Genomic DNA, 15,270 nt, shown 5'->3' with positions numbered 1-15,270 from the left:
TGTGAGATTTATTCGCTCTGCGTTTACTTTGTCGCTAACTACCACCGTTTGATCAGATATCAAATGTATTGGATCAATTGCATTAAAATAGGTACAACGAACACAAATAGTAGGGTACTCGTCGTGACAAGATTCGTTGCATACTTCACATCACCGTGGGCTTCATTTGCAAGGATTGGTAAGACAGCTAGCATAGGTGTAGCTGACTGTACGATCAACGTTTGTTTCAGTAGAGGAGCTAATTCCGCACCAAAGGCATATTTACCAATTACCATCAGTCCAATCAATATAGCTGGTGCTAAGATAAATCGACAGATCAAAGCCACGATCGTATCCCGATCAAATCGAATACTTTTCAACCCTGCATCGTATAATACAATTCCGATATAGATCAATGATAATGGCGTCACGATTCCGCCTACATAGTTTAGTGTAGAATTTACAAAATCAGGTACAGGAATCTCTAACACTAAGAAGAAAAGCGCAAGGATAAAACCTAATAAAGGCGCTGGCAAAAGCTTTTTCCAATTCAGCTTCGTTTTCTTTTCTGTTTGATCTTTTGTCGGGTCATCATTAGCGATCAAAAAAACACCAAACGCCCAGGTCGATACGGTATTTGTCACATAATAAATTAAAAAGTAAGGTAAAGAGGCTTCGCCAAAAAGAGCAATATTGAGTGGCAAGCCAATAAATATCGTATTGGCATTCACTACTGCATTCATAAAAACCCCCCGTCTACCTGGTTGTATCTTAAGTAATTTTGTTAGCACATAAGCAATCAGGTAAGAAATGATTACTGCAGCGATCGGATATATCAAACTTCCAGATAATTCGATCAAACTGCTTTTAGTTAAATTCTTCATAACTGAAACAAAAATCGAGGCGGGTAAAGCTACTTTAGTGATCAAGGAAGAGATACTTCCCCCAAACTGTTCATCAAACCACCCCAAGCTTTTTAGTACGTAGCCTAATCCAATCATCAAGATTATACTGATCACACTTTCAATTGATTGAAAAAATACCATTTCTTCCATCTCCTCAGTAACCATTTATTGAAGCAATCTCTTTGTAGATATGAGCCAACACTGCTCAATCATGTTGCTTCTTCTATTTTCTGTTTTAATCTAAAAGACGATTCGTGTGCCACTAGCCTAGTAGATTACTTATTTCTTTTTTAAGTGTAGTCTTTTAGGTTTGTTATAGTCAAAATTATCGATTACAATAAACATTATTTATATGTCAAGGGGGAGAATCGATTCATGAATACGAGAGATCTTGAATACTATGTTCAAATCGTCAAACAAAAAAACTTTACTAAGGTGGCTAAGTTTTTTGACGTCAGTCAACCGACGATCACTTATGCCTTACAACGTCTGGAAAAAGAAATTGGTGCCACACTGATTACAAGAGATCGTTCCCATCATGAATTGATCATCACTCCTGCTGGTAAGCAATTGTTGATCCATGCACAATCCGTCTTACAAGAAATTACACTTGCTAAGGCAGAGATTGCTCAGCTACAAAAGAAAAAATTGCGCTTTGGTATGCCACCTATCATCGGCAATGAATATTTTCCAAAATTATCGAGCTATTTTATCAAGCATCAATTAATGAATCAAATCGATATCATCGACGGAGGTTCTCGTGATCTATATGGTATGATTCATCAAGGGCGGATTGATCTTGCGATTCTTGGATCAACACAACCGATCGTCGATCAAAAACTAGCAATCGAGCCTTTGTTGGATAAACGCTTCATGATCGTTGTGTCCCCTTCACACCCTCTAGCAGATCGTACAAGCGTTTCTTTTAAAGAGCTAGTCAACGATCAGTTTGTTTTGTTAAATGAACACTACGTCCATCCTGCTGCGTTTACAAAGCTTTCTAAGCAAACGCATATCGTACCTAAGATCGTTTATCAGAGTAATGACTTAACTATTTTGAAAAGCATGATCCGAGAAAATATCGGGATTGGCTTTCTCACCGAGATCGCAATTCATCCTGAAGATAATCTCGTAGCTATTCCGTTAGAAGATACTGCTCAACCACGGTTTTTGATTTCATTAGCCACTCGCGCACAGCAGTTACCAACGGTTTTACATGAAAACGTGATCGAAGTCATCCATGAATTTATGAAAACCCAAAAATGACTTGCTCAACTCATACACAGAATAAAAAAAAGAGTGCTGAGATTTCTCTCAACACTCTTTTTGATTTTGATTTCGATTAGATAGCTGTTGTTTCTCCGCGATAAACGATACCACGACGAGCGTCAACAGTGATCAATTCACCATCTTTGATTGTTGAAGTTGCATCTTTCGCACCAACGATGACAGGAATATCTTGTGCAATTCCCACAACTGCTGCGTGAGAAGTCAAACCGCCTTCTTCAACAACTACTGCTGCTGCTTTTTCGATTGCAGGCATGAATTCTTTATCAGTTGAAGGAACAACTAATACCATACCATCTTTTGCTTTTTTGATTGCTTCTGCTGCTGATGAAGCAACTACAGCATTGGCTACAACAGATTGTTGACCAATTCCTTGTGCTTCAAGCAATTTTGAACCAATCATTTGAATCTTCATTACGTTTGTTGTTCCACGTTCACCTACTGGTACACCAGCAGTGATCAAAATCAAGTCACCTTCTGAAGCGAAACCTAATTCGACTGCTTTTTTCGCAGCTAATTCAAACATTTCGTCTGTTGTTGTTGGTTTTTCAGCAACTGTTGGATACACACCCCAGTTAAGCATCAAACCGCGTTTTGTGCGTTCGTCAAATGTGACAGCTAAGATATCAGCATCTGGACGGTATTTAGAGATCATTTTTGCTGTATAACCAGATTCAGTTGCAGCAACGATTGTTTTTACGCCTAAGTTTTTCGCAGCACGTGCCACTGATAGACCGATTGTTTCTGTTACATCAGTTTTGTCAAATTCATTTAATTGGAATGAACCTAATTCTGCTAATGCTAGTTCAGCTTGTTGGTCGATACGAGCCATTGTTGCAACAGCTTCAACAGGATAGTCACCATTTGCTGATTCACCTGATAACATTGTTGCGTCTGTTCCGTCAAATACTGCATTGGCAACGTCAGATGCTTCCGCACGTGTTGGACGTGGGTTTTCTTGCATTGATTCTAACATTTGTGTTGCAGTGATTACTGGGATACCCGCAGCGTTACATTTTTTGATGATACGTTTTTGAACCATTGGTACTAATTCAGCAGGGATCTCAACACCCATGTCTCCACGAGCAATCATGATACCATCAGAAACTTTGATGATTTCATCAATGTTGTCGATACCTTCTTGAGATTCGATTTTAGGGAAGATTTGAACATGTGTCATGTCTTTTTCTTCTAAAATTTCACGAATATCTAACACGTCTTGTGCCTTACGAACAAAACTTGCAGCGATAAAGTCGATGTCGTTATCTAGTCCGAAGCGGATATCGTCTGCATCTTTTGGTGTAATACCTGGTAAGCTGATTGAAACGCCTGGTGCGTTAACACCTTTACGTGACCCTAGCATACCTGCATTTTTCACTTCTACTACTAATTCACGCGTTGCTTCATCTTTTTCAATGATTTCCATGTCGATCAAACCATCATCGAATAAGATATGTCCACCTACATGAACGTCTTCAAAAAGACCTGGATAAGTCACTGCGATTTTTTCTTTTGAACCTACATGTTCAGGGTCCATTGAGATGCGTGTTTTGTCGCCAACTTCAAATTTGATGTAGCCTGCACGGCCAAAATCTTCTTCAGTTGTGCCTTGAACTGTTGTACGGATTTCTGCACCTTTTGTATCTAAAAGGATGCCGACATCTTTACCAGTTTTCTTCACTGCTTCGCGAACCATTACCATACGTGATAATTGTTCTTCATGGTCACCATGTGAAAAGTTGAAGCGGAAGACATTTGCTCCAGATTCAATCAATTTAGAAATTGTTTCTACTGAATTACTGGCTGGTCCTAATGTACTAACGATTTTCGTTTTTTTCATTTTACAAAACTCTCCCATTCAAATTGTTTATTTAAAGCCATTCAAAGCTTAAATATCTGTTAGATATTGGGAAGACCTGCTTCCCACTCCCATATATATCTATTGATTTACCTGACTACTTTTCTTTAGTTAGAAAGAAAGTGAATTATTCAAGTCATATAATGATAAATCTGGTTGGTGTTTGCTATTTTCTAGTGTGTCGATGATATCAGCCTCAACGATATCGTTGTCGCGAATACCGATACACAAACCACCTTTTCCTTGTTGCAATAATTCAACAGCATGTGCGCCAAATTTACTTGCTAATACACGGTCGCGTGCAGTTGGTGAACCACCACGTACAACGTGTCCTAAGATCGATACACGTGTATGGTAATCGCCATATTCTGACAATTTTTCTGCAAATTCGTTTCCGCCCATTACGCCTTCTGCCAAAATGATCAAGCAATGTTTTTTGCCACGATCGCGGCCATCTTGGATTTTTTTGGCAACAACTGCCATATCAAAATCATGCTCAGGGATGATGATCTCATCTGCTCCACCAGCAACACCTGACCATAAAGCGATATCTCCAGCATTACGTCCCATTACTTCGATCACGAACGTACGAACGTGTGAAGTTGCTGTATCACGGATACGGTCGATTGATTCTAATACTGTGTTGATTGCTGTATCAAAACCGATCGTAAAATCAGTCCCTGGAATATCGTTATCGATCGTACCTGGTACACCGACTGCTGGGAAACCACGTTTAGTCAAAGCCATCGCGCCATGGTAAGAACCATCGCCACCGATCACGACAAGACCTTCGATACCGAATTTTTTCAATTGTTCGATTCCTTTTAATTGTCCTTCTTCTGTTGCAAATTCAGGATAACGTGCAGAGTATAAGAATGTACCCCCGCGTTGGATCTTATCACCGACATCTGCAACATCTAATCGACGGATATCTCCGGCAACTAATCCAGCAAAACCATAATTGATCCCGTAAACTTCCAATCCTTCATATATACCTTTACGAACGACTGCACGAACTGCTGCATTCATCCCAGGAGCATCTCCACCACTAGTCAAAATTCCGATGCGTTTCATATTCATCTTCACCTCATTAAATTACTTTATCCTAAGCAAGACCTAGGTTTATAACCTTCTTTGTATTAACCACGACTAACATTCTAACATTATTTTGCTCACTTGTCTTGATTTCCTGATAAAAAAATGAAAAAAAATGAAAGCAAATAGTATCTTTTACCGTAAGTTATTTGAAAACAACATTTTCTTCTTTTAAAAGGTAAGCTAATTGCTTCTTAAGACTGTCTGAACCATCGAGCCAAAAGGCTTCAGATAACACAACTTTTCGTTGGTCTTTTTCATAATACATCACAACAGGAATATATCCTGGGAATTTTTTGAACAATTCTTGCAGCTGCTTCATCGTATCTGACTGATCTGCCTCTTCCCTGATTCTCAAATAACACGTTTGTTCTGGATACTGCTGTTGCAATTCTTCAGGATCAGCGACTACTTCTGCAATCAGCTGCAATTCTTGATTGTATTTACTGATTTCTGAACGTCCTTGCACGAAAATCACTTGATTTTCTTTGAATAATGGACGCGCTTGGCGGTACAGCTCTGGAAAAACGGTAATAGCTATTTCTCCACTACTATCTGTCCCGCTGACAAAAGCCATCAACGCGCCTTTTTTCGTACGGATCTCTCTTACCTCTTTGACCATCACTAAAACATTTGCGGCTTGTTTAGGTACGATTTCTGTGACTAAATGTACTTTTTTTGCTAATTTAAGTCGCTCATACCCTTCTGTCGGATGACCAGATAAATAGACACCTAAATGCTCTTCTTCCAATTGAAGCTTCTCTTCAAGGCTATAATCTACGACCTCTTCCTCTTTTAAAGCCATGATATCTAAAAGGTCTAAACTACCACCACTATATAAGATGTTTTGGATCTTACCTTCCAGATCCAACATCAACTGTCTGCGATTTCTTACTAATTCATCAAAAACACCTGATGCAACTAATGTTTGTAGCAACTCTAATTTGAGCCAACGTTTATTGATACGAATCAGAAACTGATCAACAGAACGGAATGGACCATCCTCTTTTCGTTCACGAATGATCTCTTCAACAAAATCTCGACGAACACCTTTGATCGCTGTCAATCCAAAACGGATCGTTCTTTCATCCGTCAACTCGAAGCCGTAAAAGCTTTGATTGATGGATGGAGGGATCAGCTTTATTTTATACTTTTTTGCCTCAGCAATATACTCTTTTAACTTTGCCGTGTTGTGACGGACGGAATTCATCAAACTCATAAAAAATGCACCAGGGTGATGAACTTTGAGATAGGCCATTTGAAAGCCAACAAAGGAGTAAGCAAACGCGTGGGAACGATTGAACCCATAGTTAGCAAAGCGTTCGATATATTCGTACACTTCATTAGCCTTTTCCTTACTGTACCCTTGTTGGTTGGCACCTTGAACAAAATGATCTCTTTCTTGATCAATCACTTCTTTTTTCTTTTTACTAATTGCTCGCCTTAAAATATCCGCTTGGCCAAGAGAAAATCCAGCCATGGTTGAAGCGATCTGCATGATCTGTTCCTGATAGACAATGACACCATACGTATTGTTTAAAATCGGCTCCAATGAATCATCGAGATAATAGATTCTTTCCTTCCCTTTTTTACGAGCGATAAATGTATCGATATTTTGCATTGGTCCAGGACGATATAAGGCGTTGACTGCGGCAATATCTTCGATGTTTTCTGGCCCTAATCTCCGTAAGACGTTCCGAATCCCCGCAGATTCAAATTGAAAAACCCCCGTTGTTTCGCCTTGTTGAAAAAGCTGTAGCGTTTTAGAATCATCTAATGGGATTTCTTTGAGTTGGATAACTTTGTTTTCGACACGTTTGATTGCTTTCACTGTGTAATCGATAATGGACAGATTTCTTAATCCAAGAAAATCCATTTTTAACAGCCCGATAGCTTCGACATCGTTCATTGTATACTGAGTCAAATATGCTTCATCGGATCCTTTTTGTAAAGGAACTAACTCTAGTAGATTCTTATCACTTAAAACGACTCCGGCTGCATGGGTGGAAACGTGTCGTGGCAAACCTTCAAGTATTTTTGCTGTTTGGAATAATAATTGATTTTTCTCACTCGCCTGGACTAGCTCAACCAGCTTGTTCGAAGTCCGATACGCCTCATTCAATGTCATTTTCAATTGGTTGGGAATCGCTTTGGACCAACGATTAGCTTCGCTTTGCGATAATCCAAAGACTCGAGCCACATCTCTAAGTACCATTTTAGCTGCCATAGTTCCGAATGTTGCGATTTGGGCCATATGATATTGCCCGTATTTCTCACGGACATAGATCAGTACTTCTTCTCTTCGGTTATCGGGTATGTCTAGATCGATATCTGGCATCGTATATCGTTCTGGATTCAAAAAACGTTCAAATAACAAGTCATACTCCAATGGATCGACATCCGTGATCTCCAACACGTAGGCGACTAATGACCCCGCTGCTGAGCCACGACCAGCACCAGTAACGATGTTGTTTTCATGGGCAAAAGCCATGACATCCCAAACGATCAAGAAGTAATCATCAAACCCCATCTGGTGGATCACCGACAGTTCATAATCTAATCGTTCTTGATAAGCTGGGGTGATTTTTTTAACTCGCTTCCCTAATTGCTTCTGGCAGAGTTCCTGTAAATACTCTCCAGCAGCACGATTATCTGGCACAGGATAATGTGGTAGTAATTTCTGATGAAACTGAAATTCAAATGTGACTGACTTAGCTAACTGGTGCGCATTGTTTAACGCTTCCTCCAATCCTGCGGTCATGAATCTTTGTCTTAACTCTGCTTCAGGAAGCAAAAACCCTGCACCTGAATCGCGAGTCGTTTGTCGCACTTCATCAAAAGAAAGTTGCGTACCTTCACGAAGATGTTTCATTGTCTCTAAAGAAAAAAGTTCCTCTTGGTGCAAACTAGCAATCGGATGTAATGCACAAAGTTGAAATTGATTTGCTCGTAAATAAGCTAGCCATTCTGGAGCTTCTAGGTGCGTTTCTTCTGTGACTCCTACATAAAGATGAGAAGATGCTATTTTCCCTTGCAAACTTTGCCAATGACTATCAAATGATGCTGACACACCGTAGTCATCAGCAATCGATTTTTTGGCTGGTAAAACGACAAGCAAATGATCGAGTTCATCGATCTCGTGAAGCTCTATTTTTTCTCGGATCATTTTCTTGCTTGAGAGCTTGATCAATTGTTGGTAGCCGATTCTATCTTTTGCGTAGAGTAATAACTCATAATAACGTTCTTGAAACTGGTAGGTCAAGTTCAGTCCAATAATTGGTTGTATTTTTTCATTCATACAGATGCGGTAAAATTCCGCTGCCCCAGATAGCACATCCTTATCTGTGATCGCTAATGTTTGATAGCCTAGTTTCTTTGCTTCTTGAACGTATTCGTTTATGCGAATCGTACTTTGCAACAAAGAATACGAGGTGATCGTACAAAGTTGTGGAAGAAACATTTTTACATACCACCTTTTCCATTCACTTTCTTTTTAGGGGAATATTCGTAACATCAACTCGTTATCTTGTAGGACTGGTTACGTGTATTCGTCTTTCTTCATGCTTTTCCTATCTGACGAACGATCTACACTTTTATACTATCCACTGACGTTGCATGCCTGTTTCTCCCTTTACATTCAAAAAAAATCTGGTAAACTGAACTTAGAAAAGAGGTGTTTGATATGCGATATATCGTCACATTATTTTGGGCAGTCATTTTAGGTCAAGTGGTTGGCTATATCGGTGGTGCATTGTCTAGTAGCCCATATGATTTTACCATGACGACTATTATTTCATTGGTTGCAGGATTGATCGTCATTTTGATCAGCGCTGTTGCAACACCTAAAAAAGAAACTTCGTCCGCTTCACATTCATAAAAGCCGAACAGATTGGAGAAATACTCCAATCTGTTTTTTCTTGATCATAGTTTTTGATGAAGTACTTTTCTAAAATTAAATAGTGATAAAAGAATATTCGTCAGAACAAAGAGACTAGTCACAATAAACACTGTACTGTAATTGTACGCATGAGCGACTGTCGAACCTAACATCGGTCCTAGTACTTGACCAAAGTTTGTAAACATTTGGTTATAGCTATATACTCGACTGACACCTTCTTCTGGTGTGATCTTGCTGATCAATGTATTGATCGATGGCATCAACGCCCCTGTCGAAAAACCTAATATAAACCGTAAGATCCCTAATTGTAAAGGTGTAGTCACAAATGCCATTGGTAAGTAACAACAAAACGAAAGTACCAAACCTGCTAACAGCACTTTCTGATTTCCGATCTTATCGCCTAATTTCCCCAGTCTTGGAGAAGAAAATACTGCTGAAACACCTGATACTGAAACAATCAGACCACTAACAAATAAGATATTTGATGTGTCACCACTCAATTCCCGAATGTACAATGTTAAGATTGGGCTGATCGTAGTGATCCCTAACTGTAAGATCAGAGTAGTGACAAATAAACCGACTAACACAAAAAAGTGATCCATTTTAGCAAAAACTTCTTTGGTACTGATCATATCTTTTTTCTCTACCGGCTGGAAATCTTCTTTTACCATGAAAATTGTTAAGATCGTGGTGATCAGTAATAACCCTCCAGTAATCAAAAAAACATTTTCCATTCCGAACCATTGCGCCAAAGCGCCTCCCATTGAGGGACCAATCAGCGTCCCTGCCACTGCCCCAGTAGAAAGCGTGCCTAACGCCCAACCACTTTTCTCTTTAGGCGCTTGTGAAGCAATCATCGCTGTCGCATTAGGTATGTATCCAGATAAAATCCCATTAAAGAAACGCATGACCAAAAGCCAATAAGCATTTGGGACAAAAGCTAGTGATCCCATAGTGATCGTCATACCGGCTGCTGCCCGGATCATCATCATCTTCCGTCCTTTTCGATCGGCTAGATTTCCCCAAATAGGCGCAACGATCGCTGCAGCAAAGGCTGTTACTGAAATCGCTAATCCTGAAAATAATTCAATTTGATCCTTAGGTGTACCTAGTTGTTCGACGTAAACTGGAATGAACGGCATAACTAAACTGATACTTGAACCAGTAAAAAAGCAGCCTATCCAAGCTACGAATAAATTTTTTCTCCATTGAACCTTCATCTATCACCCTTCTTTCGTCTCTATTATCATACCTATTTTTGTACGTGTGTGCAACGTATGTGCCAGTACCATTCATTTTTGTCAAAGAGGACATAGACCAAATAAAATAGGAGCAAAGAGTTAGCCTACTCTTCACTCCTATTAAAAATGTCTTTTAAATGATTGCTAAAATAACGAAGTTGAGAATGAATAAAATATCAACAACCCATAAAGCAATTGAAATCTCGTTTGTTTTGCCTTTGATCACTTTCATGATCGTATAGAAGATAAATCCAGCAGCGATTCCGTAAGAGATGCTGTAAGCTAATCCCATGAAGATCGACGCAAAAAATGCAGGTAATGCTTCTTCCATATCTAACCAATTGATATCAGCAAACGAAGCCATCATCATCACACCAACTAAGATCAAAGCTGGGGCAGTTGCTTGTGCCGGTACAATAGCAATCAGTGGAGAGAATAAACTACTCAAAGCAAATAATACAGCTACGACGACTGAGGTCAACCCTGTACGTCCACCAGCACCGATTCCAGCTGCCGATTCAACATAAGTCGTGGTATTTGATGTTCCAAAAATCGCACCGATCGATGTAGCGATTGCATCAGCAAACAATGCTTTATCCATTTTTGTTTTTAATCCTCGCCCGTCTTCTAAAGCTTCTTCATCTTCTTTAGAGAAGATTCCTGTGCGTCTACCGGTACCGATGAATGTTCCGATCGTATCAAATATATCGGATAAACTAAATGCGATGATCGTCATCAGTACTTGTGGAATCTTAGAGCTATCACTAAATAATGATTGCATCCCTTCCGCACCGAATGCTGCGCCAAAAGTTGTTCCCAGTTCATTGATCGAATTCCCCAAAGAATTTTGTTCCCAATCGATCGTTCCTAGATCAACGACCCCCATCAAGATCCCGATGATCGTTGTAACGACAATTCCGATCAAGATCGCGCCGCGAACATTTTTAACGACTAAAATCGATGTCAACACTAGCCCAATAATTGCTAATAAGATTGGCGCATTATTGAAGTTTGCAAGTTCTGGGACAATCCCACCGTTGATCGTCACATTCGTCACTTGACCATTATCAACCACAGAACTAGTTATCGCTGATTGATCTGCAGAAAAAGACAAAAATCCAGCATTTTTGATCCCAACATATGCAACAAAAATCCCTATACCACCGCCGATTGCATGTTGTAAACTCTCAGGAATGGCATGGATGATCATTTTCCGAATATTTGTTACTGTAATAAATACATTAATCAACCCACAAATAAAGACCATAGCTAATGCTTCTTGCCAAGAATAACCTAACCCAAAAACAACTGTGAATGTGAAGAAAGCATTCAAACCCATTCCTGGGGCTTGTGCATAAGGCACATTAGCAAATAATCCCATAACTAAAGTACCGATGATCGAAGCAATGATCGTCGCTAAAAAGACCGCCTGAAATGGCATGCCAGCAGCTGACAAGATCGTCGGATTAACAAATAATATATAACTCATGGCAAAAAACGTTGTTACACCAGCCATTATTTCTGTTGGTACATTTGTATTATTTTTCTTTAGTTGGAAAAACTTTTCCATAAAAATTTCCACTCCCTGATTTTTTCTAACGGACTATATAATATGTAAAAATAAATCCAAATATAATTTTCCGTCGAACATTTATAGATTATATAGACATTTCATTCGTTTTTCAACAAAAATCTTTATGAAATGTCATTTTTGCCTTTTAACGTTCGTGTTTAGTTCGATTTGGTTTAATTGTTTTCTATTTTTGCTTTAAAGCATTTATTTTTCAGAAAGATCTGTACCTTGTTTATTCATTGAAATATGCTAGACTAAAACAAATCGTTGTTTGAAAGGAATGACAGCATTGAACAAAAAATTGATTGCGATCGACTTGGATGGAACAACGTTGAATCCTGAGTCGATCATTACTTCTAAAACCCAAGAGACATTGAGAAAAGCCATTGATGCTGGACATCATGTCAGTATTGCAACCGGACGTCCTTATCGAATGAGTTATCAATATTATCAACAGTTAGAATTGACAACACCGATGGTCAACTTTAACGGTGCGCTTGTGCATATCCCAAAGCAACAATGGGCTGGGGAACAAGAAACATTGATCAACAAAGAGATTGTTTTTGAGATCTTAGCGCAAAAAAATCAATTGAATCTAGATTTTATTGCTGCGGAGAATCGCGACACTTTCTTTATCGATACTTTTGATTTTTTTGACGCAAAATTCTTTGCTTCATCAAATCCTAAACCAGAAAACCTACTGTCTCCACGAAATCTAACAACTAACCCTACGTCCTTATTGATACGTACAGAAAAACAATATGCTGAACAAGTTTCTGCCGAACTAACACGTCAATTTGGGAAGCATATCGATGTAAGGACTTGGGGTGGCCCAATGGCGATACTAGAGATTGTTTCAAAAGGGATCGAAAAAGCGAAAGGAATCCATCAAGTAGCGAATTACCTATCGATCGAACAAAAAGATGTGATTGCTTTTGGTGATGAACATAATGACCTAGAACTTCTTGAATATGCGGGCTGGGGTGTGGCAATGGCTAACGGGACTGAGCAACTAAAAGGCGTAGCCAACGATGTCACTGAGCAAACGAATGAAGAAGACGGTTTGGCGAATTACCTTGAAAAATTACTTTCATTATAAAAAATCTGTCTGGGGCAGTCGTCCTCTCGCACCACTTAAAACCAAATAAACAGCGGGAGCAGAAGTAAGCTCTTCGAAAATAAGGCGCCATCCACAAAATCTTTGTGGATGGCGCCTTATTTTTTGAGGCTAAATACTTCTGCTCTGACCTCTGTTATCTGTTTGCCATGAACATATCGTAATAAGTATTCATAATCTCTTTGGCTATGACCGAATTCATATGGTCTTTTTCATCTAGCAGGTTTGGTAAGACAACACTTACCGCAATCTCAGGATTTTCTGTTGGTCCGTAGGCCACAATATTACTATTGACTGTTACAATATCGGGATGACCTTCAGCGACTGTTTCAGCTGTTCCTGTTTTAGCAGAAAGATCCATTTTTGCATCTGCTAATGATCGAGCAGTCGTGTAGGCATTTGTTCCATGGACTACTTGATGGAATCCTTCGCGTAAAAGGGCCATCTCTTCAGGAGACACGTCTACTGTATTTTCGACAACTGGTTCCATCTCTTTTTTCACTTCACCTAAGTTCCCATTCTCGTCGTTCCCGTAAATGCCTTTGACAATGCGTGGTTGGATTCTTTTTCCACCGTTTGCTACCGTTGCTGCATATTGCGCTAACTGGATCGGGGTATACGTATCGAACTGGCCAAATGCCAAGTCAGTAAAGTTTCCTGGTGTGAACCAGTCTTTTCCGTTGTCTGCATTGAATTTCTTCATGTATTCAACAGAGTGTGAGATCCCCGCAGACTCATTTGGTAAATCGATCCCTGTGACTGTTCCAAGTCCAAATTGTTTAAAGCTGTCACGCAATTGTTCATACGCTTGTGCCTCTTCACTTAGACTAGGTAAGCCCATATTTGGTACATACTCTAACCCAAGCATCTTCAACGCTACTTTGATCATATAGGTATTTGATGAAAGCTCTAACGCTTGGACCACATCCAACGGTACAGATCCAGTACGATTGAAGACGGAACTTTTTTCTGAAGAGCCTTGTAATCGAATCGGTTCATCTACTAATACTTGATTACCGCTGATCACGCCACTTTGCCAACCGGCGGCTAACGTCCCCGCCTTTACAACAGATCCTGGAACAAAGGCATTCGTGATCGTACCAAGGGCATTTTCAGTCAACTCTTTTGAGCCTTGCTCATGGCTGAAACCCGTCATCGCTAATACTTCACCTGTTTGAGGATTCATCGCGACTACATACGCACCTGGTGAATATTGGGCTTTTCCATTATCGACTAATTTTTGATAATTGTTTCTAAGGATCTCTTCGACCTTCGCTTGGAACTCTGCATTGATCGATAACATCAAATTCGATCCTTTTTCTCCTGCATACAATTCTTTTTGTTGGATGACATTTCCATTATTATCTAAAGTGATTTCATATTGTGTCTTTGTTCCTTGCAAGACATCTTCATATTGTTTTTCTAAATAGCTTTGGCCTACGCGGTCATTACGTGAGTAGCCTTTTGCCAAGAATTCTTCTACTTGATCGGCAGGTAAGCCTTGTTTTTCTGATGTTACGCTTCCTAAAATACTCTTTATGGAATCCGCCGCATTATACTGGCGTACCCAGTCAGTTCCTGTTGAAACACCTGGCAGGTCTGATGCATGTTCTGCCACGATCGCCAATTCTTGATCGGTAACACCAGAATTTTTGATGAAAACTGTATTCAATTCGTAAGCATTATTCATTCGTTTAAAAATCGTTGCTGCTTTCAATTGTTCCTCATTGAAATTGATTTCCTCATCTGTCACTTTATCTACAGTTGCTTGGTATTGCTCACTCGTACTCAAGCTTTTTTCTTTTGCCGATAGGCGTTCAGTCGCAACTTTCAAATGATCGGGATCTGCTAACCAAAAATCCTTTTTATCACGTGTAGTCAAATTTTCATCTACTGGCATATCGATCAACTGTGTCAAAGTATTTGCTGTTTTCAGCAAATCCTCCGCTGTCATATTTCTGCCTCTCGTGAATGTGATTGCTTGGTTGGCTTGATTTGTCACCAAAGCTTTCCCAGTGGCATCGTAGATCATGCCTCGGGGTGAACTTACTTGTACCGTTAGAGACGAAGATGATTTGACTTTTGCTTCGAGTTCCTCACTGTTTACGATCTGCAAATAACCTAATCGAGCAATCAATGACACGAACAACGTAAATATAATGAAAAAAAGGAAATTTAAACGAAAGGGAACATGCGAACGTCGAAACGTTTTATTTTTTGGTTCTTGTGTTCCTTTTTTTATTCGATCTAACCAAGAATTATTTGTATTTTTTTTCATAAAACTTTTCATCATTCCTTCTTTTTCGCCTACTTATAG

The 15,270-nt window shown here is 39.5% G+C and carries 10 protein-coding genes; 3 read left to right on the top strand and 7 right to left on the bottom strand.

From position 1 onward, the window contains the following. Positions 1–59: 59 nt before the first annotated feature. Complete coding sequence (locus CYK55_RS04890; RefSeq protein ID WP_126134015.1) at positions 60–1,025, bottom strand: AEC family transporter; 966 nt, start codon at positions 1,023–1,025, stop codon at positions 60–62. Positions 1,026–1,259: 234 nt separating this feature from the next. Between CYK55_RS04890 and CYK55_RS04885 the strand changes: the two genes are divergently transcribed. Continuing rightward, positions 1,260–2,150 (top strand): LysR substrate-binding domain-containing protein, encoded by an 891-nt coding sequence (locus CYK55_RS04885; RefSeq protein ID WP_034688390.1) that lies wholly within the window; start codon positions 1,260–1,262, stop codon positions 2,148–2,150. 76 nt (positions 2,151–2,226) lie between these two features. Here the strand turns inward: CYK55_RS04885 and pyk are convergent, their stop codons facing one another. The 3 genes from pyk to dnaE all read right to left on the bottom strand — a co-directional run bounded on the left by pyk (position 2,227) and on the right by dnaE (position 8,584). Continuing rightward, positions 2,227–4,011 (bottom strand): pyruvate kinase, encoded by a 1,785-nt coding sequence (pyk, locus tag CYK55_RS04880; protein ID WP_010735840.1) that lies wholly within the window; start codon positions 4,009–4,011, stop codon positions 2,227–2,229. A 129-nt stretch (positions 4,012–4,140) separates the two neighbouring features. Further along, positions 4,141–5,103 (bottom strand): 6-phosphofructokinase, encoded by a 963-nt coding sequence (pfkA, locus tag CYK55_RS04875; protein ID WP_034688391.1) that lies wholly within the window; start codon positions 5,101–5,103, stop codon positions 4,141–4,143. 166 nt (positions 5,104–5,269) lie between these two features. Next, positions 5,270–8,584 (bottom strand): DNA polymerase III subunit alpha, encoded by a 3,315-nt coding sequence (gene dnaE / locus CYK55_RS04870; protein WP_126134014.1) that lies wholly within the window; start codon positions 8,582–8,584, stop codon positions 5,270–5,272. Between the two features lie 222 nt (positions 8,585–8,806). Here dnaE and CYK55_RS04865 point away from each other — a divergent pair, with 222 nt between their 5' ends. Continuing rightward, positions 8,807–9,001 carry a YjzD family protein gene (locus CYK55_RS04865; RefSeq protein WP_010735843.1) on the top strand — a complete coding sequence of 65 codons (195 nt, stop codon included), beginning with the start codon at positions 8,807–8,809 and terminating at the stop codon, positions 8,999–9,001. 44 nt (positions 9,002–9,045) lie between these two features. Here CYK55_RS04865 and CYK55_RS04860 read toward each other — a convergent pair whose 3' ends face one another. Further along, positions 9,046–10,242 (bottom strand): multidrug efflux MFS transporter, encoded by a 1,197-nt coding sequence (locus CYK55_RS04860; protein WP_034688396.1) that lies wholly within the window; start codon positions 10,240–10,242, stop codon positions 9,046–9,048. Positions 10,243–10,396: 154 nt separating this feature from the next. Then, positions 10,397–11,833 (bottom strand): NCS2 family permease, encoded by a 1,437-nt coding sequence (locus CYK55_RS04855; protein ID WP_034688397.1) that lies wholly within the window; start codon positions 11,831–11,833, stop codon positions 10,397–10,399. 292 nt (positions 11,834–12,125) lie between these two features. Between CYK55_RS04855 and CYK55_RS04850 the strand changes: the two genes are divergently transcribed. Next, positions 12,126–12,935 carry a Cof-type HAD-IIB family hydrolase gene (locus tag CYK55_RS04850; RefSeq protein ID WP_200868960.1) on the top strand — a complete coding sequence of 270 codons (810 nt, stop codon included), beginning with the start codon at positions 12,126–12,128 and terminating at the stop codon, positions 12,933–12,935. A 154-nt stretch (positions 12,936–13,089) separates the two neighbouring features. Here CYK55_RS04850 and CYK55_RS04845 read toward each other — a convergent pair whose 3' ends face one another. Next, complete coding sequence (locus tag CYK55_RS04845; protein ID WP_034688400.1) at positions 13,090–15,246, bottom strand: peptidoglycan D,D-transpeptidase FtsI family protein; 2,157 nt, start codon at positions 15,244–15,246, stop codon at positions 13,090–13,092. Positions 15,247–15,270: the final 24 nt, after the last annotated feature.

This window comes from Enterococcus mundtii, from assembly GCF_003957375.1.
GTDB lineage: Bacteria > Bacillota > Bacilli > Lactobacillales > Enterococcaceae > Enterococcus_B > Enterococcus_B spodopteracolus.
This window is presented reverse-complemented; position numbering and strand designations above follow the sequence as displayed.

Coding starts and splice junctions, on each gene's coding strand:
- CYK55_RS04890 (WP_126134015.1), bottom strand. CDS start 1,025: ATGGTATTTTTTCAATCAATTGAAAGTGTGATCAGTATAATCTTGATG.
- CYK55_RS04885 (WP_034688390.1), top strand. CDS start 1,260: ATGAATACGAGAGATCTTGAATACTATGTTCAAATCGTCAAACAAAAA.
- pyk (WP_010735840.1), bottom strand. CDS start 4,011: ATGAAAAAAACGAAAATCGTTAGTACATTAGGACCAGCCAGTAATTCA.
- pfkA (WP_034688391.1), bottom strand. CDS start 5,103: ATGAAACGCATCGGAATTTTGACTAGTGGTGGAGATGCTCCTGGGATG.
- dnaE (WP_126134014.1), bottom strand. CDS start 8,584: ATGTTTCTTCCACAACTTTGTACGATCACCTCGTATTCTTTGTTGCAA.
- CYK55_RS04865 (WP_010735843.1), top strand. CDS start 8,807: ATGCGATATATCGTCACATTATTTTGGGCAGTCATTTTAGGTCAAGTG.
- CYK55_RS04860 (WP_034688396.1), bottom strand. CDS start 10,242: ATGAAGGTTCAATGGAGAAAAAATTTATTCGTAGCTTGGATAGGCTGC.
- CYK55_RS04855 (WP_034688397.1), bottom strand. CDS start 11,833: ATGGAAAAGTTTTTCCAACTAAAGAAAAATAATACAAATGTACCAACA.
- CYK55_RS04845 (WP_034688400.1), bottom strand. CDS start 15,246: ATGATGAAAAGTTTTATGAAAAAAAATACAAATAATTCTTGGTTAGAT.